The sequence below is a fragment of the Corynebacterium silvaticum genome (genome assembly GCF_002162115.2).
In the GTDB taxonomy this organism is placed as follows: domain Bacteria; phylum Actinomycetota; class Actinomycetes; order Mycobacteriales; family Mycobacteriaceae; genus Corynebacterium; species Corynebacterium silvaticum.
Genome location: NZ_CP021417.2, coordinates 1172754 through 1191914, shown reverse-complemented (window position 1 = coordinate 1191914; position 19161 = coordinate 1172754). Strand labels below are relative to the sequence as shown.

At 52.1% G+C, this 19161-nt stretch carries 16 protein-coding genes; 1 reads left to right on the top strand and 15 read right to left on the bottom strand.

Annotated features, from left to right (window positions below):
* Positions 1-37 precede the first annotated feature (37 nt).
* The 11 genes from argH to CBE74_RS18020 all read right to left on the bottom strand — a co-directional run bounded on the left by argH (position 38) and on the right by CBE74_RS18020 (position 13802).
* A complete protein-coding gene (gene argH, locus CBE74_RS18070) occupies positions 38-1468 on the bottom strand; it encodes an argininosuccinate lyase (RefSeq protein ID WP_087453894.1) in 1431 nt (476 codons plus the stop codon).
* A gap of 1 nt (position 1469) precedes the next feature.
* A complete protein-coding gene (locus CBE74_RS18065; RefSeq protein ID WP_087453893.1) occupies positions 1470-2669 on the bottom strand; it encodes an argininosuccinate synthase in 1200 nt (399 codons plus the stop codon).
* A 276-nt stretch (positions 2670-2945) separates the two neighbouring features.
* Positions 2946-3437 carry an arginine repressor gene (locus tag CBE74_RS18060; protein ID WP_087453892.1) on the bottom strand — a complete coding sequence of 164 codons (492 nt, stop codon included), beginning with the start codon at positions 3435-3437 and terminating at the stop codon, positions 2946-2948.
* Positions 3438-3521: 84 nt separating this feature from the next.
* Entirely contained in the window at positions 3522-4523 is a 1002-nt protein-coding gene (gene argF, locus CBE74_RS18055) for an ornithine carbamoyltransferase (RefSeq protein ID WP_087454877.1), read from the bottom strand.
* Positions 4524-4558: 35 nt separating this feature from the next.
* Entirely contained in the window at positions 4559-5809 is a 1251-nt protein-coding gene (locus CBE74_RS18050; RefSeq protein WP_087453891.1) for an acetylornithine transaminase, read from the bottom strand.
* The gene (gene argB / locus CBE74_RS18045) at positions 5809-6744 is read right to left on the bottom strand and encodes an acetylglutamate kinase (protein ID WP_087453890.1); all 936 of its coding nucleotides are present in this window, start codon (positions 6742-6744) and stop codon (positions 5809-5811) included. Before argB ends, CBE74_RS18050 begins: the two co-directional genes overlap by 1 nt.
* A 66-nt stretch (positions 6745-6810) precedes the next feature.
* A complete protein-coding gene (gene argJ, locus CBE74_RS18040) occupies positions 6811-7971 on the bottom strand; it encodes a bifunctional glutamate N-acetyltransferase/amino-acid acetyltransferase ArgJ (RefSeq protein WP_087453889.1) in 1161 nt (386 codons plus the stop codon).
* Between the two features lie 52 nt (positions 7972-8023).
* Entirely contained in the window at positions 8024-9067 is a 1044-nt protein-coding gene (gene argC, locus CBE74_RS18035; RefSeq protein WP_087453888.1) for an N-acetyl-gamma-glutamyl-phosphate reductase, read from the bottom strand.
* Positions 9068-9206: 139 nt separating this feature from the next.
* The gene (pheT, locus tag CBE74_RS18030; RefSeq protein WP_087453887.1) at positions 9207-11717 is read right to left on the bottom strand and encodes a phenylalanine--tRNA ligase subunit beta; all 2511 of its coding nucleotides are present in this window, start codon (positions 11715-11717) and stop codon (positions 9207-9209) included.
* 48 nt (positions 11718-11765) lie between these two features.
* The gene (pheS, locus tag CBE74_RS18025) at positions 11766-12821 is read right to left on the bottom strand and encodes a phenylalanine--tRNA ligase subunit alpha (protein WP_087453886.1); all 1056 of its coding nucleotides are present in this window, start codon (positions 12819-12821) and stop codon (positions 11766-11768) included.
* Between the two features lie 168 nt (positions 12822-12989).
* On the bottom strand, positions 12990-13802 hold the full coding sequence (locus tag CBE74_RS18020; RefSeq protein WP_087454876.1) for a TrmH family RNA methyltransferase: 813 nt from the start codon (positions 13800-13802) through the stop codon (positions 12990-12992).
* 205 nt (positions 13803-14007) lie between these two features.
* Between CBE74_RS18020 and CBE74_RS18015 the strand changes: the two genes are divergently transcribed.
* A complete protein-coding gene (locus tag CBE74_RS18015) occupies positions 14008-14550 on the top strand; it encodes a hypothetical protein (RefSeq protein WP_087453885.1) in 543 nt (180 codons plus the stop codon).
* A 169-nt stretch (positions 14551-14719) separates the two neighbouring features.
* Here the strand turns inward: CBE74_RS18015 and rplT are convergent, their stop codons facing one another.
* From rplT to uvrA, 4 genes are all read right to left on the bottom strand, one after another.
* Entirely contained in the window at positions 14720-15103 is a 384-nt protein-coding gene (gene rplT / locus CBE74_RS18010) for a 50S ribosomal protein L20 (protein WP_087453884.1), read from the bottom strand.
* Positions 15104-15166: 63 nt separating this feature from the next.
* On the bottom strand, positions 15167-15361 hold the full coding sequence (rpmI, locus tag CBE74_RS18005) for a 50S ribosomal protein L35 (protein ID WP_013241801.1): 195 nt from the start codon (positions 15359-15361) through the stop codon (positions 15167-15169).
* 32 nt (positions 15362-15393) lie between these two features.
* Positions 15394-15915 (bottom strand): translation initiation factor IF-3, encoded by a 522-nt coding sequence (gene infC, locus CBE74_RS18000; protein ID WP_087453883.1) that lies wholly within the window; start codon positions 15913-15915, stop codon positions 15394-15396.
* 325 nt (positions 15916-16240) lie between these two features.
* On the bottom strand, positions 16241-19105 hold the full coding sequence (uvrA, locus tag CBE74_RS17995; protein ID WP_087453882.1) for an excinuclease ABC subunit UvrA: 2865 nt from the start codon (positions 19103-19105) through the stop codon (positions 16241-16243).
* Positions 19106-19161: the final 56 nt, after the last annotated feature.

The following is a 19161-nucleotide window of genomic DNA, read 5'->3' as shown; positions in this document are numbered from 1 at the left end:
GAAATAGGGATCGAGGCTTTTCGACGTAGCAGGTTTACTAGCGAACAGGAGTTTCAGCCCAACGGCGTAACTCCGCAGACGCTAGTTCAACGCGTTCCCGTTGTTTGGCTACCTGTACCCCAGCGGTACCTCCGCGCGTCGCTCGTGAAGCGACTGCACCTTCCACCGTGAGCACGTCTCGAACTGCAGGGGTCAAACGTGAGTCGACACTTGCGAATTCCTCATCCGTGAGCTCATCGAGTCCCACTCCACGTTGCTCTGCAATCCGCACACATGCTCCAGAAGCTTCATGCGCTTCCCTAAAAGGCACGCCCTCACGAACCATCCACTCAGCCAGATCCGTAGCCAACGTATATCCAGCTGGAGCAAGCTCAGCCATACGTTCTTCGTGAAATTCAAGGGTAGACACTAGACCCGTCATCGCAGGCAGAAGCAAGTTCAACTGCGCAGCCGAATCGACAATGGGTTCTTTATCCTCTTGAAGATCGCGGTTGTAAGCCAAAGGCTGAGCCTTAAGGGTTGCCATGAGTCCAGCAAGATTGCCGATCAAGCGACCCGTCTTTCCCCTAGTGAGCTCCGCCACATCAGGGTTTTTCTTCTGAGGCATGATTGAGCTTCCGGTCGACCATGCATCAGACAACGTGACATAACCGTATTCCGGCGTGCACCAGTAAATGATTTCTTCTGCAAGGCGCGACATATCAACTGCAATCTGGGCCAAAACGAAAGCTGTCTCAGATGCAAAGTCCCGAGAGGACGTAGCGTCGATGGAGTTGTCCGCTGCAGAATCAAATCCCAGCTCTTCCGCGATCGCCTCAGGGTTAAGATTCAAGGACGAACCCGCGAGTGCTCCTGAACCGTATGGGGACACCGCTAAGCGCTTATCCAGATCCTGAATTCGGTCTACGTCACGCAGCAACGGCTGTGCGTGGGCTAGCAGCTGGTGAGCCAGCAAAACCGGCTGCGCAGCCTGGGAATGGGTCTTGCCTGGCATGATCGCTGCTGGATGCGCGCTCGCCTGTTGCACGAGGGCGTCGATAAGCTCGGTAACGCCGACAGCGATACCTCGTATCGCGTCCCTAACCCACATGCGGAAGAGCGTCGCAACTTGATCGTTCCTTGAGCGGCCTGCGCGCAAACGTCCGCCGACTTCAGGGCCTACGCGCTCGATGAGTCCGCGTTCCATTGCTCCATGGACGTCTTCATCGCTGGGCAAAGGAGTAAAAGACCCATCTGCTACGTCCTTGCCCAGCTGCTCAAGGCCAGCCAGCATGATCTCTAGATCTGAGCTGCTCAGCAACCCCGCCGCATGCAGTACCTTGGCATGAGCTTTGGAGGCTAGAACATCATAGGGAGCAAGAACCCAGTCAAAATGAGTGGACACGCTCAGCGCAAACATCGCTTCGCTGGGGCCGCCGGAAAACCTTCCTCCCCACAGCGCACCTTCATTTGTTCCGTGTTTATTCACGTTAGCGAGCCTCGCGGTCACGGCGGTTCGAGATCTTGGAAGACAAACCATGCAGCTCAACAAAGCCCTTGGCCAAGGTCTGATCGAACGTATCACCGGTGTCATAGGTCGCTAGATCAAAATCATACAGTGAGTGTGCGGAGCGGCGTCCGTTGACAATGCTCTTTCCAGCGTGAAGCACCATGCGGATATCACCAGAGACGTGCTCCTGGGTGGAGTCCACAAAAGCATCGAGCGAGCGCTTCAGCGGCGCGTACCACAGGCCGTCGTATACCTCCTCGGACCAACGTGCGTCGATACCGCGCTTATAGCGGGCGACCTCACGCTCAAGGGTGACGTCTTCCATAGCCTGGTGAGCAGTAATCAACGCAATCGCACCCGGTGCCTCGTAGACCTCGCGAGACTTAATGCCAACAAGGCGATCCTCGACCATATCCAGACGCCCGATGCCCTGTGCACCTGCACGACGATTCAGTTCTTCAATTGCCTGCAGAACAGTAACTTTGCGGCCATCAATGGCGACAGGAGCACCGGCCTCAAAAGTAATAATCAGTGCATCGGGAGCATTGCCCAACGCAGGATCTTCGGTGTAAGAGTACAAATCCTTTGTTGGAGGATTCCAAAGGTCTTCCAAGAAACCGGTTTCAACAGCACGGCCCCACACGTTCTGATCAATAGAGAAGGGCGACTTCTTTGACTGCTCAATAGGAAGATTAATCTCTTCCGCAAATGCAATAGCTTTATCGCGCGTCCACGCGTAATCACGCGCAGGAGCAATGATCTCCAACTCTGGCGCTAGGTTGCGGAAACCAACCTCAAATCGGACCTGATCGTTTCCTTTGCCCGTGCAACCATGTGAGACATGTGTACCGCCGTGCTCCTTAGCGGCCTCTACTAGGTGCTTTACGATCAGCGGACGTGAGATAGCAGAGACCAAAGGGTACTGCTTCATGTACATGCCGTTTGCTTTGATCGTAGGCAGACAATAGTCGTTGGCAAACTCATCTTTAGCGTCAATCACGATGGACTCAACCGCACCGCAGTCGAGTGCACGCTGCCGCACGGACTCCATATCCTCGCCGCCTTGGCCCAGATCAAGCGAAACCGCAACGACCTCGCCTCCGGTCATTTTTGCCAGATAAGGAATAGCTACAGAAGTATCAAGCCCGCCGGAGTACGCCAGAACGACACGATTGGTCATGTTTGCTCCTTAAAAATTCTCAACTGAATTGAATATGAGATGAAATTTTGATCATTATGCAGATTTTATGGAAAAGACGCAGGTTTATCGCTACTAAACTATCCATAAGTTTGGATGTTCTACATATATGAATTCTTCTTTAGGTAGTTTATGCACTCATCCCCATAAATTGCGAAGCGGGATTTTCCGTTCCTTGGAAAGAGGCCAGAAAACTCATGACTCAGGAAGCCATGACACTGCTTTTATTGCCACTAAGTCGAGTGAAAAACATCCAGATCAGTATCCTGAGCGTCTTTGGCTAAGGAATTCCCCAAGGTCCTGACCAGTCATTGGATCGCGTGCAAGAACAAAAACGGTGTCATCGCCAGCGATAGTTCCAACCACTTCTTCCATTCCCACACGGTCGATGAACGAGGCCAAGAATGGAGCACCCCCAGGTGGGGTACGCAAGACAGCAATGTTGCCGGAGTGGTCAACGGAAACGAGCAAGTCGTCAAGCATCTTGCGAAGCTTCTCCCGAGTGCCTACCGTCGACGGCACTGCTGCCTCATCTGCAGCTCCCACCGCATAAAACGCACGCCCGCCCTCAGGGCGAACCTTTTTTGCCCCGAGTTCATCCAGGTCACGCGATAGCGTTCCTTGGGTGATTTCAACGCCCTTCGCTTTAAGCAGATCGGACAATTGCATTTGGCTCGACACTTGGTTTTGTTCGAGCAAATCAAGAATCAAGGCTTGCCGAACCGTTCGCGTAATCGGACTAGTGCTCATGGATTCTTCCTCACAACTTTCTCTTCGCTCCCCTAAAGTTATGCGGGGCACCGAATTCTTTTATATCGCTTTTACGCATCTATCCTAGGCTGTCGGTTGGTGATCCAGCAGCCAAGACATGAGTGCTTTCTGCGCATGTAGGCGATTTTCCGCCTCATCAAAGACCACAGACTGCGGACCATCAATAACAGAAGCAGCAACTTCATTCCCCCGATATGCGGGGAGGCAATGAAGAAATATAGCGCCCTCATCAGCACGATCCATAATGGCATCGTTAACTTGATAAGGAATAAAAGGAGTTCGACGATCAATACCGTCTTTCTCCATCCCCATAGACACCCATGTATCTGTAATCACAATATGCGCCCCTGACACTTCATCAAGATCATCAGTCACAGTGACTACCGCCCCGGTTTGCTCAGCACGTTTTTTAGCACGTGCTACAAACTCTTCCTTAGGTTGAAAATCAGCTGGAGCAATAATGCTTATGTTTACGCCTGCCGTGGCAAAACCAATGAGATACGAGTTCGCCATGTTATTGCTGCCGTCTCCGAGATAGACAGCCTTTTTCCCACGCAAGCCGCTGGGACCTTCTTCTACACAAAGATGCTCAACACAGGTCTGCAGATCCGCCAAGATTTGGCACGGATGAAGATCATCAGACAACGCATTAATAATGGGCACCGTGGCAGTCTGAGCCATCTCCACAAGGTTACTGTGTGCAAATGTGCGCCACACGATGGCCGAGGTAAACCGGGAAAGAACTGCGCCGGTATCTTGATAGGTCTCTCCTTTGCCCATCTGGGAAGCGTTGGTATCTACAACGATCGCGTTTCCTCCCAGCTGCGCAATCCCCGCGTCAAAAGAAAACCTTGTCCGCGTTGATGTCTTATCAAACAAAACCGCGACTGATTGAGGCCCCTCCAGTGGGCGCAAAGAGTACGGATACTTCTTGAGCTGCGCGGCCAGTTCTAACACCTCACGCTGCTCCGAAGGCGTGAGATCATCATCAGCTAAAAAATGTCGCGCTAAGGCTTTTCCAGCCTTTGGAGCATCAAAGGTGCCAAAGGCGTCATGAGAAGTCATCGTTGTGTCCGTGTTCATTAGTGTGCAAGGTCCTTTCACTCAGTAGGGGCAGTCAGGGAATCAAGCAGACGCTCTATGCGCCCGACTGCTTCCACTATGTGTTCAGTGTCGATAATTAATGGCGGGGTGATTCTTAAGACGAATTCCGATGGAGCGTTGAGGACCACACCAAAATCTGCTGCCCGTTGCGCCGCAATTTTTGCGACAGGCTGCTTCAGCACTACCCCCAACATGAGACCTCGACCGCGCACATGATCGACGGATTTCAAGTCTGATAGCTTGTCTTTAAAGAGTTTCCCTTTTGCACGGACGTCGGTGATCAAACCCTCATTTATCACGTCCAGTACTGCGCCCGCCGCTGCGCAGGCCACAGGGTTCCCGCCAAAGGTGGTTCCATGCAATCCAGGAGTAAATAAATCCTTTGCCTTTCCATGCGCCACACATGCTCCGATAGGTAACCCCCCGCCTAAGCCTTTTGCCATGGTAACGACGTCCGGCAACACCCCATCGTGTTGGAATGCAAAGAAGTCTCCGGTACGCCCGACACCGGTTTGAACTTCATCGACCACCATCAGGATGCCGTTGTCAGTACATAAGCTCCGGACTCCTTGCAGGAATCCTTCAGGCGCTGGAATTACGCCGGTTTCTCCCTGAATTGGCTCGAGAAAAATGGCAGCTACGTCGTGAGGATTTATAGCGACAAGCTTGCGCAGATAGTCAAGGTCTCCATAAGGATAAAACTCGACGCCGGCAGGCAGAGGAGCAAAAGGAGCTTGTTTTTCTGGTTGTCCGGTTAGTGCCAATGCCCCCATTGTTCTTCCGTGAAAACCATAGTGTGCTGCAAAAATTCGGCTTCGCCCGCTCAATCGAGCAATCTTAAAAGCAGCCTCGTTTGCCTCGGTTCCTGAGTTACAAAAGAATACTCGCGTATCAGAAATTATCGCGTCCGAATCCGGTTGTCCGTGGCCAAACCATTGAATGATTTTTTCTGCGGCATTCACCACAGGTGCAGAAGCAAAAAGGTTAGACACATGGGAGAAGCTCTGGATCTGTGTTGTTACCGCCTCTGCAATAGCGGGATGCCCATGTCCCAAAGAGTTCACGGCAATTCCAGCAAGAAGATCAATATGTTCTCTGCCCAGGGAATCAGTGACTAGTGCCCCGTGTCCATCAACGAGTTCCAACGCTGGGGTCCCATAGGTGTTCATCAAAACGTCAGACCACTTTTCTTGCGCAGACTGGCGCTCAGCATGGTTTTTAGTCTGACATATATTTTCTTCCTTCATCATTTCCCTCCTTGTGTGTGTCTAAAAATTGTTGCTTCTGGGATCGCCGCATCCTGAGTCACCATCGTGCCAATACCGCCGGAGGTCAGAAGTTCCAGGAGAACTGCGTGCGGAGTGCGCCCATCAATCACATGCGCTGCAGGTACGCCCTTTATAACGGCGTTAAGGCAACTTTCCATTTTCGGAATCATGCCTGCATGCAAGGTAGGAATAATCGCGCGAAGCTCCGCTACGCTGATTTTGGAAACAAGAGAGCCTTGATCTGGCCACGCCGTATAGAGGCCCTCCACGTTGGTGAGAATAAGCAGCCGTTCCGCGCCGATGGCTGAGGCAAGTGCACCTGCCGCTGTGTCCGCATTAACGTTGTATATTTCTCCGTCATCACCGGGAGCAATCGTAGATACTACGGGTATTCTTCCGGCCTCGATGATATCCATGAGGCTCGCGGGGTTGACAGCTGTAATGTCGCCCACCAAACCAATATCGGTAGCTTGTCCGCCCACCGCTACAAGTCGTTTTTCTGCTTGAAACAACCCCGCGTCTTCACCTGATGTGCCAACCGCGTACGGGCCGTGGGAATTGATCAAACCTACAAGGTCCCGTCCCACTTGCCCAAAGAGCACCATCCGTACCACTTCCATAATTTCAGGAGTGGTTACCCGAAAGCCTCCTTTAAATTCGCCTTCTAAACCTAATTTATTCAGCATGGAGGAAATCTGCGGCCCTCCGCCATGCACTACCACGGGTTTTGCTCCGACGGTACGTAAAAAGACCATGTCGGCAGCGAATGCGGCTTTGAGAGATTCATCTACCATCGCGTTGCCGCCATATTTCACGACCACAATCTTGTCACGAAAATGCTGTAGCCACGGCAAAGCCTCAGCTAGCACCGTAGCCCTATCTTGTGCGCTGAGATGATCAAGCATATCTGTCATAGACAATGCCTTTCTCCGTTTCGGGAATGAGCGTAGGTCGTGATGCTCATTTTGTCCCTCTACTTGTTAGGAGGAATAAGCTGAGTTGATTTCCAGGTATGCATGGGACAAGTCCGTTGTCCGGATAAAGGCAGTTCCTGTGTGAGTAGTGCCCAAGTCAACGCGAACATCGATGTCGGTTCCGCTTAAGTCAACCTCTCGGGCATGAGGTGTTCCAGTCGATGCTAGGCATACTGGCTGGTCATTAAAATAAACTGAAATATTATCGGGGTCCATGTCGGCTTCTGCCATACCGATAGCCGCAAGGACTCTTCCCCAGTTTGGATCTGACCCAAACATCGCGCATTTAAACAGATTGTCCCGACCCAGAGTACGCGCGGCCTGAAGCGCTTGGTCATCGTTGGTAGCACCGGTCACTGTAATGCGAACCCGTTTTGTTACCCCTTCTGCATCCGATTGCAGCTGATCGGCTATATCAGCGCACACTGCACATATCGCAGCCTCAAAGGCTTCTGTGCTGGGAGTTATGCCCGATGCGCCGTTTGCCATCAGTATCACGGTGTCGTTGGTGGAGGTAGAACCATCAATATCGAGGGTATTAAAAGTCTTCGCTGCAGCTTTTTCCAACGCAGATTGTGCAACTTCTGAAGACACCGAGGCATCCGTAGTAATGCACACCAACATCGTGGCCAACGAAGGCGCCATCATTCCTACGCCTTTGCCCATTGCACCTACCGACCAATCGGCCTCTTTGAGCACTGCTTGTTTACTGACGGTGTCTGTAGTCATGATTGCTTCGGCTGCTTGTTCGCCGTGGTCGCCTAGGCCGTCGACAAGCACAGAAGTCGCCGCTAGTAGCTTTTCGACGGGCAAAGGTTCTCCGATCAACCCCGTAGAGCATGCCGCGATGTCGTTGCTTTTGAGCGAAAGTGACCGCGCCACTGCATCCACGATGGCTTGAGCATCCTGCTCGCCTTGTACCCCATTGCAGGCATTGGCATTCCCGGAGTTAAAGACAACGGCCTTCAAGGTTCCATCGCTTACCGACTTCTTGCTCAGTTTCACAGGCGCTGCCACAATTTTGTTTCTAGTAAAAACTGCGGCGGCTACAAACTCTGGGCCTTGGTTAACAACCACCGCCATGTCTTTATTACCGGAAGGCTTAATTCCTGCGGTTGTTGCGGCGGCAGAGAAGCCTTTAACAGCGGTGATGCCACTAGTGCTCATGGATAATGCGTCCTTTTCTTTTATCCTTTTGAACCGATACACAAGATCCGCCCTAGGGCGCAGTCCCAGTACGCGGAAGCCCTGACGTTTCTTCCCAGCCCAAAATAATATTCATGCATTGCACTGCGGCTCCGCCTGTTCCTTTTGTCAGATTGTCGATCGCAGACGTAACGATGAGCTTTTCTGCCGTGGAATCCACAGCTACCTGGATATGGCACATGTTCGAACCAACAACCGATTGAGTCTGAGGCTGCATTCCGGGAGGAAGCACCTGGACAAAAGGCTCCGACTCATAGGAACTAACGTATGCGTTATAGGCGTCGCTGTGAGAGACTCCCGGAGCAATCGGAGCTATCGCGGTGGTAAGAATTCCCCGAGGTAACGGAGCCAGAATTGGAGTAAAGCTCACTGAAACCGGCGAGCTTGAATATTCTGACAAATTTTGGACTATTTCCGGCGTATGCCTGTGGCTACCCGCGACGTTATATGCGCTTAATGATCCCATTGTTTCCGCACCTAGTAGCCCCACAGCCGGTTTTTTCCCTCCGCCGGAGACTCCCGTGACAGAAACAATAGATACGTCTGGCCTTACAAGGCCCATTTTTATAGCCGGCCATAGTGCCAACGTGGCCCCCGTAGGAAAGCACCCAGGTACCGCTACTTTGCGCGCACTCCTGATTTGTTCACGATGCCCCGGCATCTCTGGGATTCCATATGGCCACGAACCTGAGTAACTTCCCCCGTAATAGTGGTCCCAATCGCTTTGATTGTGAAGACGGAAGTCTGCAGCACAATCGATGACCACGCACGAGTCCTGACATTCCTTAGCTATTTTCACAGAATGTCCGTGTGGCAAGGCCAAGAAAACTACATCATGACCAGCAAGATGCTCTGGGGTCGTCGGTTGCACTACTCGATCCGCAAGCTCCGGTAAATGAGGCATGAGTTTGCCCAAAGGCTCTCCGGCAGTGGACGAACCGGTTAGTGTGCCAATTTCTAATTCCCCGCTCACATAACGCGGATGGTTAAGCAAAAGGCGGAGAATCTCTCCGCCTGCGTATCCGCTTGCACCCGCGACTGCTACCGTGATCGTCATGACCCCACTATATACATAGTATTCCGTAACATGTAAGTATTCCGAGAATATTTACCCCGATGCCCCCTGTTTGAAAAACACAAAAGCGCCACACACCCGACTTTTGGGATATATGTGACGCGTTAGCTACGTGTTTATATTAAGCACGCATGGCTGCACCAAACTTTTTTGTGGCTGCCTCAGCCGCTGCAAGTCGGCCTTCGGAGCATTCTTCATCGGTAAGAGTGCGATCTTGCGCCCGGAAAACCAAGGAAAAGGCCAGCGACTTTTTGTTTTCCCCGAGGTTATCGGAGCGGTAGACGTCGAAAAGCTCTACCTTTTCCAAAAGCTCGCCTGCGGCTTCCGCAATCACCTTTCGCACTGACTCTGCCGGTACGTCTTCATCCACGACCAGGGCCAAGTCTTGGTGCAGGGTTGGGAAGGCGGACAACACCGGAGCCGGGAAAGCATTATCAAATGGCATCGCAGTGATATCGAGTTCCATCGCACAGGTGCGCGGTGGCAAGCCCAGACGATCCAGAATCTGCGTATGCAGCTCGCCTGCATAACCTACAACTACCTCACCCACGCGTAATTCAGCACAGCGGCCTGGGTGCCACGGAAGATACTCCGCATTGGAGACTTCAAGCTCTACACCAGCTGCCCGCGCTACGACCCGTGCCGATTCCACGGCATCGGCATACGTATAGTCGCGTCCTTGTCCCCACGGGCCTTCATTTTCAATCTGTCCAGTGGCAACCGTAGCCACGTGAAGTGGCTGATACGGAAGCGATTCCAAAAGCCCCTGCACATCCTCCGCGCTTGGTCGACTGCGAACATCAAGCATTGGGGAAACGCCCTCGCCACGGTTAAAAGCAACCTGCTGTAGACCGAAAAGGCTTACGGAGTGCTGCCCACGGGATACGTTGCGAGCAACTGCTTCCAGCATGGACGGTAATAGCGTGGTGGCAAGGATTGCATAATCAGAGTCGAGTGGGTTCTGCACCTTCACCGTGCGTCTACGAGCGTCATCCGAGGGAAGCTCCCACAGGTCAAAGCTGTCGCTCTTGATAAAAGGCGTGGGCAGAATTTCCGCGTACCCGTTATATGCCAGAGAATGCCCTATTGCCCGACGACGTTTCTGCGCGCGGCTTAGCCCAGTGCCCACTGGAGCGGGAGGAACGATGGAAGGAATCTGCTCTAGCCCCTCCAAACGCAAGACTTCTTCCACCAGATCAGCTGCCATCGTAATATCGTGGCGCCATGTTGGCGGTGTCACAATAAGCTCATCGCCCTCGCGTTCCACCACGCAGCCGATCTCTTCTAAGCGAGAAATGACGGTTTCAGGAGAATAATCAACGCCCGCGATCGCCGCTGGGCGAAGCGCAAGCATGCGCACCTTCGTCATAGCAGGAACTTCCCCGATCAGGGTACGCTCCGATTCGGTGGTTCCGCCTGCGATCGATACCAACAGCGCGCACGCAGCATCGAGCGCTGTCTCCACTAACGTGGGGTCGACTCCACGCTCAAAGCGTCGAGAAGCTTCGGAGCTGAGCTTATGCCTGCGCGAGGTCCGAGCAATTGTAAGCGGATCCCAGTTAGCCGCCTCGAAGTAGACGTTTGTAGTCTCCGCAGAGATCTCTGAAATATTTCCGCCCATGACGCCTGCCAGTGATTGGATTCCAGCAGCATCTGCGATGACCACGTCTTCTTCCGAGAGTGTCCGGGTGATGTGGTCGAGGGTCTCCAGCTGCTCGCCAGCGTGAGCGCAGCGCACAACAAGGTCGCCGGTGATCACGTCTGCATCAAAAGCATGCATTGGCTGGCCCAAGAGCAGCATGATGTAGTTGGTCACGTCAGTGGCAGGATTAACTGGCCGTTGCCCAGACAGCATCAACTCGCGCTGTAGCCAGAAAGGAGACTCAGCAGCCGGGTCAATTCCAGTTACTTTACGCAGGCCAAAACGCACTGCCTTTGTTTCAGGCTTAAGCTCAACCGAAAGCGATGTGTTAGCTGCTCCAGGAACTGCAGAAACATCAATCCCCGCAACCCGAAGGTCTGCCGCAGGGTCAGCGTAGTCGAGGTTAAACGCAGAGGCTAGTTCCCGGGTCAAGCCTCGCGCAGAAAGCGCATATCCACGATCTGGAGTGACGTTAACATCAAAAATAGTGTCTTCTAAGCCCGCGATGGCGCGAGCATCATCGCCGGGTGTTCCCACGCCTTCCGGCAAGGTAATAATTCCTGAATTCTGCTTGTCCGCGAGCCCTAATTCAGCTGCCGAACAAATCATTCCAGCGGACATACGCCCATACGTCTCTCGGGCAGAAATTGCAAAATTACCAGGTAAAACAGCACCTGGCAGGGAAACCACCACGAGGTCGCCTTCGCGGAAATTACGTGCGCCACACACGATGGACTGCAGATCACCGGTCCCGTTAGCATCGCCTACGTTTACGTGGCAATGGCGGATGGGCTTTTTAAAGCCTGTAAGTTCCTCGATCGTTTCCACGCGTCCGAGCACCAACGGCCCGGTTGTCTCCGCGATTCCCTCATAGCCTTCGGTCTCAAACCCGACACGAACATAACCTGCGTCTAGTTCTTCCGGGGTCAAGTACCATCCCTTGTTGGAATGTCCTAGCAGTCTCGTTACCCAGTTTTGCGAGATAAGCATGTACAACTAACTCCTGTTTTGTCTTGAAAGATTCTCGGTGTGCGGGTTCTATGCTTGGACACCAAAAGGAAGAGTGAAGCGCACATCGCCTTCCACCATGTCGCGCATGTCGCTCAATCCATTCCTAAACTGAAGCGTTCTTTCAAGTCCCATGCCAAATGCAAAACCGTTGTAGATTTCCGGGTCAATTCCCGCAGCCTTGAGGACGTTCGGGTTGACCATGCCGCAGCCTCCCCATTCGATCCATCCAGCGCCACCCTTTTTATTAGGGAACCACACATCGATCTCTGCGGAAGGCTCAGTGAACGGGAAGTAATTAGTCCGCATGCGTGTTTTCGTCTCTGGACCAAAGAGGGTTTTAGCCAAATGATCCAAGGTGCCTTTGAGATGAGCCATCGTCAGGCCTTTATCTACCGCTAGTCCTTCGATCTGATGGAACACCGGCGTATGGGTAGCATCGAGTTCATCAGTACGGAACACCCTGCCTGGGCAGACAACATACACCGGAACATCGCGGGAAAGCATCGTTCGCATCTGCACTGGCGAGGTGTGCGTGCGCAGTACTTGGCTGGAGCCCGGCTCACCTACGTGGAAAGTATCCTGCAGCGTACGAGCCGGATGGTCGGGGATGAAGTTCAGGGAGTCAAAGTTAAAGTACTCTGCTTCTACTTCTGGACCTTCTGCAACTTCATAGCCCATTCCCACAAAAATGTCAGCGATGGTTTCACTGAGTTCTGTGATCGGATGCAAAGCACCGAGCTGTCGACGAGTGGTAGGCACTGTGACGTCGACACGCTCAGCTTTCAGTACTTCTGCATTACGTTTTTCTTCCAGAACGACCTTGGCCTCAGCAAAATGCTTTTCGACGCGCCCCCGGGCCATATTAACGAGACGGCCCGCTTCTTTTCGTTTTTCTTTTGCAATCGACCCCAAAGCGCGACGTGCTTGTGGAATCGGCGCGGAATCACCCAGGTGTGCTCGACGCGCCTCAGCCAAGTCTTCCAAGGTCTGAGCAGTGGTAAAAGCCTCAATAGCTGCCTCCACAGCGGCATTCAAGCTTTCTTCGGTTAAGTCCACCGACGAATTATCCGGTTGATCAGACACTCAGTGCTCCTCTGTTGGATCCATAGTCATTCGAGTAACCCTCACATCATACCCACACTGAGGTAGACAAAATGAGTCAGGGCAAATGAGGCGCAAGCATCATTCCGTTATCGTGCCCTTTACCCGATGCTTCCAACAGCTATATACAGCTTGCCTACAGCAGATTCTCTAGTCCGCTAAAAGCGCTTTTGAGGATTCATAAAGGCAAATTGACGCAGCAGTGGCAAGATTCAGGGATTCAGCCCTACCACGGATCGGGATGCTCACGCGGTAGTCTGCTTTCTCCATCAGCTCTGAGTCCAGGCCGTGCGCCTCATTGCCCATAAGCCAAGCAGTCGGGCCGGAAAGGACCTCCCCCGGATTATCCAGGTTTACTTCCCCTTGTGCGGTGGTCGCAAGAATCGTCAAACCACGCGCTTTGAGAGAATCCCAAACTCTCTGAATATTGGGTTCGCGCACTACCGGTATATGAAAAAGAGAACCCGCACTCGATCGCACCGCTTTCGGCCCCTGCGGATCCACAGTCTCTCCAGCAAAGATAATGCAGTCAGCGCCCATCGCATCTGCGACACGGATCAGAGTTCCGGCGTTACCTGGCTCTGCTGTTCCTACGGGGACGCATACTAAACGAGGCTGGCCTTTCAACGCAGACTTAATATCCCACAAGACAGGTCGGCATACCGCAAAAATTCCAGTGTTGTTTACCGTATCCGACAAGCTTTTTGCTGCACGGTCAGTGATCGGATGAACATACACGCCCATGTGTTTGGCAGCAGTTATCACATCGGCAAATCTTTGTGCCGCAGTTTCCGTAACAAACACGTCAGTGGCCGCACCGGTGCTTACCGCCGCTTCGACGCTATTTTCACCTTCAGCCAGGAACCGATCCGCCTTCTTTCTTCCTGCGGTGCGTAGAAGCTTTGCGGCGTTGACTACGCGGGGGGTTCTCTCGCTAAAAGGCTGATCAAAATCCAGTTCCATGGGGAAAACCATATCAGCAATGCTCGTTGCTTCCCGGTGTCCCCCTCCTTCCGTTAAAATCCGCAAAAAGTGAGTTGTGTATCACATCAAACAAAATCCAATACACAAGAATTTCAATGTTAATTTTAAGGTTGCAAAATATGTGGTGCGTCACCAATTTCAGTCATCCACCACAGCAACTTTAGGAAGGTTTCTCTCAAACACCATGAGTAACAAAGTTATCTACGGCGCACTAAGCCGCGTTTTTTCTATCGTTCTCATTGTCGTCGGCGCTGCTGTTATCTTTGGCGGCACATACGCACATGGTTTTGTGCGCGAGCAACTAGTCCAAGAAAAAATCACGATGCCAACGCAAGAAGGCATCGACAAACTCAAGGACCAAGAATCTAAAGAAATTCTGACAAAGTGGATCGGTCAAGACCTCACCACCGGCCCACAGGCTAAGGCTTACGCAGATAATTACATCTGGCAGCATATGCTGGCTTCCGCCGATGGAAAAACATTCCAGGAGATGGGAACTGTAATCAACGAGGCTAAGAAGAAGGGCGCATCCGAAGAGGAAATAGCTAAGCTGCAAAAAATACGCGACTCCCTTTTCCAAGGCGACACCCTCCGCGGCATCCTCCTGAGCGCTTATGGATGGTGGCTTGTTGGATCGATCGCCATGTGGGCAGGCATTGGAATGGCAATTCTTGGCGTTATCCTCGCCATTCTAGGATTCGGAGTTATGCGCACCAAGCGCGCTTAACCCATTTGTTTTCTAAAGCTCCTCTTCCGCCTTAGCGTGAACGGAAGAGGAGCTTTTTCATAAGCATGAAGCTTAACGACGCCTGCCCGATGCCCGCATCTCCATAAACAAGACATCCGCCTCGTACAAGAGTGACGAGGCGGATGTCTTGTTTAATTTTCAAGCTAAATTAGGCAGCCTTAGGAGCGTTAACGCCCTCAGGAAGAGCAGCCTTAGCAGCTTCGCAGATTGCGGAGAATGCAGCGAAATCATTTACAGCAAGGTCAGCGAGACCCTTGCGGTCAACCTCGATCTCAGCAAGGCGGAGACCCTGGATGAGACGGTTGTAGGTGATGTCGTTCATACGAGCCGCAGCGTTGATACGGGTGATCCACAGCTTACGGAACTCAGACTTACGCGCGCGACGATCGCGGTAAGCGTAGGTCATAGAGTGGAGCCACTGCTCCTTTGCCTTACGGTACAGGCGGGAACGCTGGCCGCGGTAGCCCTTGGCGGCCTTGAGAATCTCGCGACGCTTCTTCTTAGCATTCAGTGAGCGCTTGACACGTGCCACAGTGAAAACTTCCTTAATCGTTTTAGGTTCTTAAAGAGAAATGAGGATGATTGGAAGGCGCTATTACGCCATACCCAAGAGGCGCTTGACGCGCTTGGTGTCAGCCTTGGAGACGTCCTCAGTACCCTTCAAGCGACGAGTGCGAGTGGAGGGCTTGCCCTCGAGAAGGTGGCGACGGTTGGCGCGCTCACGACGCAGCTTGCCGGAGCCGGTGACCTTGACGCGCTTAGCGGTGCCCTTGTGGGTCTTCTGCTTCATGGAATTTACGTCCTTTTAGTGTCTTTAAAGTATTACTTCTTGCCCTTGCGGACCGGCCCGAAAACCATCGTCATATTACGACCATCTTGCTTAGGCTTTGTCTCCACAATGCCGAAATCTGCGACATCATCCGCAAGACGCTCCAGCAAACGGAAACCCAGTTCCGGACGAGACTGCTCGCGACCACGGAACATAATGGTGACCTTCACCTTGGAACCCTTTTCAAGGAACCGGATCACATTGTTCTTTTTTGTCTCATAATCGTGATCGTCGATCTTGGGACGGAACTTCTGCTCCTTGACCACAGTCTGCTGCTGGTTCTTCCGAGCTTCACGCGCCTTTTGTGCCTGCTCGTATTTGAACTTTCCATAGTCCATAATCTTGCAAACGGGCGGTTTAGCGTTAGGAGCAACCTCGACAAGATCAAGGTCTGCTTCGTAAGCGAGCTTGCGGGCGTCGTCGATACGCACGATGCCCACCTGTTCTCCGTTAGGACCGACAAGACGGACCTCGGAAACTCGGATGCGCTCATTGATGCGAGCTTCAGCGCTGATGGGGACTCCTCAAGTAGCAATTAATGTGATGTACCGCGCCCATCGCCCGTAGATTTCACCTAAATACATAAAGACATAGAAAAATCCCGTCCATCTTTAACAATGAACGGGAGATCCATACATGTGTGACTTTGAAGTCACACATGTACCCTTTTACCTTTGTCCTGCAAACGTACATTTGCGGCTTCAGGTGGGATGATCTCCACTTGCGACCTGAATAAACAAAACTACTCAACTTGAAAACAAGCAAGACGTTTATCCACCCAGGCGGTAGTAGAGCCAACCATATCAGCACTAGTAATATCTGCACAAATCGACGGCTTTACTAGGCCGGTTGCTTTCCTAAAACTTCCTTTAAAAAAGCTCCAGTGTAGGAACCAGGGACAGTCGCAACGGTTTCCGGTGTACCTTCTGCCACTACAGTCCCTCCGCCGGATCCACCTTCTGGTCCCATGTCAATAATCCAGTCAGCTGCCTTTATTACATCCAAGTTATGCTCGATCACAATGACCGAATTTCCCTTATCCACCAATCCCTGAATCACCAACATAAGCTTCCTGATGTCTTCAAAATGAAGCCCTGTTGTCGGTTCATCCAAGATATAAATGGTTCTTCCGTTAGAGCGCTTTTGCAGCTCAGAGGCAAGCTTTACACGCTGTACTTCACCACCAGAAAGGGTTGTCGCCGATTGCCCTAACCTAACGTAACCCAGTCCCACTTCCGTTAAAGTTTTAAGGTATCGATGAATTGAGGTGATCGGCTCAAAGAACTCAGCAGCCTCACTAATCGGCATGTCAAGAACCTCGGCAATGTTTTTGCCTTTGTACTTAACTTCCAAAGTCTCGCGATTGTAGCGAGCTCCTTGACAGACCTCACACGGGACATAGACATCAGGTAAGAAGTTCATTTCGATCTTCAGCGTCCCATCTCCCTGGCACGCTTCACACCGGCCTCCTTTGACGTTAAAGGAGAAGCGGCCAGCTTTATAGCCCCGCACCTTCGCCTCTGAGGTCTCGGCAAATAACGTTCTGATCTTGTCAAAGACTCCTGTATACGTCGCAGGATTAGAACGAGGCGTGCGCCCAATAGGCGATTGATCAACCTGAACTAATTTGTCTAAGTTTTCAATTCCTTCAACGCGCTTCGCACGTCCAGGAACATTCCGAGCCCTATTCAGCTCATTGCCCAGTACTTTCGCAAGAATCTGATTAATAAGAGTCGATTTGCCCGAGCCTGATACACCAGTAATGCAGGCCAACACTCCCAACGGTATTTCGACATCAATATCCTTGAGGTTGTTTTCTCGTGCCCCCACAACTTTGAGCTTGCGGCCCGGGTCAATATCTCGGCGATCATCTGGTACCCCAAGAACTTTTCGACCAGAAAGATAAGCACCAGTGATAGATTCCTCGCACTTGATGATTCCCTGGGGCTTTCCTTGATAAACAATTTGGCCGCCGTACTCGCCAGCCTTTGGGCCTACGTCGATAAGCCAATCTGCTGCACGAATAGTGTCCTCATCATGTTCTACAACGATGAGTGTATTTCCGATATCTCGAAGGCGCTCAAGCGTGGCGATCAAGCGCTGGTTATCCCGTTGATGCAACCCAATTGAGGGCTCGTCAAGGACATAGAGGACTCCGGCCAAACCAGAACCGATCTGGGTGGCCAAACGAATACGCTGGGCCTCACCTCCAGATAATGTGCCTGCACTCCGATTCAAAGTGAGGTAATTCAGACCAACGTCTAGCAGGAACTTTAACCTAGCGTTGATCTCCTTCAGCACAGCACCAGCGATGATCTCCTCACGCTTGCCCAGTACCAAGGACTCTAAAAATTCTGCAGCATCATTAACAGAGAGCTCGCTCAATCCTGCGATAGAAAGCTCGCCATGAGACGTAGAGCTGATGCGCACAGCCAAAATCTCCGGACGCAAGCGAGCACCACCACATGTTTTACATGCATCCTCACGGGTGTATTGGAGCAACCGATCCTTCTGCGATTCTGAGCCAGTTTGCTCTAATTTTCTGTCGATATAGCCCAGAACGCCTTCAAAAGGCGCTGTCCATTTGCGCACCCGACCATAACGGTTTTTATAGCGCACGGTCACTTCATCGGAACTACCGTTAATGAGTGCATTTTGTTGGGCTTTAGTTAACTCGCTAAACGGAGTTTCGGGATCAAATCCCAGGGCTGTTGCCAGTCCTTCAATAAGCTTTTGAAAATACTTATGATTTGGGCTTGAATTCCAAGGTTGAACGCATTGCATCACCGGAGCGTCTTTGTCTGGAATCAGAAGATCGATGTCTACAACCCTGCGGGTTCCCAAACCATCACAATCAGGGCACGCCCCATAAGGGGAATTGAAAGAGAAAGAACGCGGTTCAAGTTCATCGACGCTCAACACGTGACCATTGGGACACGCCATTTTCTCCGAAAAACGCCGAACTCGATTCGGGTCGGAGGCGTCGAGGGATACAAAGTCCAAAGCGACAACCCCGTCGGCTAGCCCCAGTGCCGTCTCTACCGAGTCTGTTAAACGCTGGCGCTGCGATGGCTTCACCTGAAGCCTATCTACTACCACGTCAATATCATGCTTGATCTTCTTCTTCAGCGTGGGAGGTTCCGTTAAGGAATACACTTCCCCATCGACCTGCACTCGTGAGAATCCCTGGGAAGCTAAATCTGCGAAAAGATCGACAAATTCCCCTTTACGGGTACGCACAACGGGAGCCAGCACTTGGAATTTCAGGCCCTCTTCCATGGCTAATACTTGGTCAACGATCTGCTGCGGAGTCTGACGCTCGATCACAGCATCGCAGACCGGACAATGTGCGGTGCCCGCTCGCGCAAACAGGAGTCGGAGATAATCGTAGATCTCTGTGATCGTGCCAACCGTGGACCGCGGGTTGCGGTTAGTGGACTTCTGATCAATGGATACTGCGGGAGAAAGTCCATCAATGAAATCAACATCCGGCTTGTCCATCTGACCCAAGAACATCCGAGCGTATGAAGACAGAGACTCAACATAGCGTCGCTGTCCTTCGGCAAAAATCGTGTCAAAAGCTAAGGATGACTTTCCCGATCCCGATAGGCCCGTGAACACCACCATAGAGTCACGCGGAATATCAATATCCACGCCTTTTAGGTTGTGCTCCCGTGCGCCACGCACTACAAGACGATCTGCCACTCTATTCCATTCCTCACCATTGCCGAGCCATTAATACCCGTTGTAATACAACGCTA

Excerpts from the sequence above, each read along its gene's own strand:
- argC (WP_087453888.1), bottom strand. The coding sequence starts at position 9,067 with ATGACGATCACGGTAGCAGTCGCGGGTGCAAGCGGATACGCAGGCGGA.
- argB (WP_087453890.1), bottom strand. The coding sequence starts at position 6,744 with ATGACAGATATGCTTGATCATCTCAGCGCACAAGATAGGGCTACGGTG.
- CBE74_RS18060 (WP_087453892.1), bottom strand. The coding sequence starts at position 3,437 with ATGAGCACTAGTCCGATTACGCGAACGGTTCGGCAAGCCTTGATTCTT.
- rpmI (WP_013241801.1), bottom strand. The coding sequence starts at position 15,361 with ATGAAGCAGAAGACCCACAAGGGCACCGCTAAGCGCGTCAAGGTCACC.
- CBE74_RS18020 (WP_087454876.1), bottom strand. The coding sequence starts at position 13,802 with ATGGAACTGGATTTTGATCAGCCTTTTAGCGAGAGAACCCCCCGCGTA.
- CBE74_RS18050 (WP_087453891.1), bottom strand. The coding sequence starts at position 5,809 with ATGAAGGAAGAAAATATATGTCAGACTAAAAACCATGCTGAGCGCCAG.
- pheT (WP_087453887.1), bottom strand. The coding sequence starts at position 11,717 with ATGCTTATCTCGCAAAACTGGGTAACGAGACTGCTAGGACATTCCAAC.
- argF (WP_087454877.1), bottom strand. The coding sequence starts at position 4,523 with ATGACTTCTCATGACGCCTTTGGCACCTTTGATGCTCCAAAGGCTGGA.
- CBE74_RS18015 (WP_087453885.1), top strand. The coding sequence starts at position 14,008 with ATGAGTAACAAAGTTATCTACGGCGCACTAAGCCGCGTTTTTTCTATC.
- argJ (WP_087453889.1), bottom strand. The coding sequence starts at position 7,971 with ATGAGCACTAGTGGCATCACCGCTGTTAAAGGCTTCTCTGCCGCCGCA.
- CBE74_RS18065 (WP_087453893.1), bottom strand. The coding sequence starts at position 2,669 with ATGACCAATCGTGTCGTTCTGGCGTACTCCGGCGGGCTTGATACTTCT.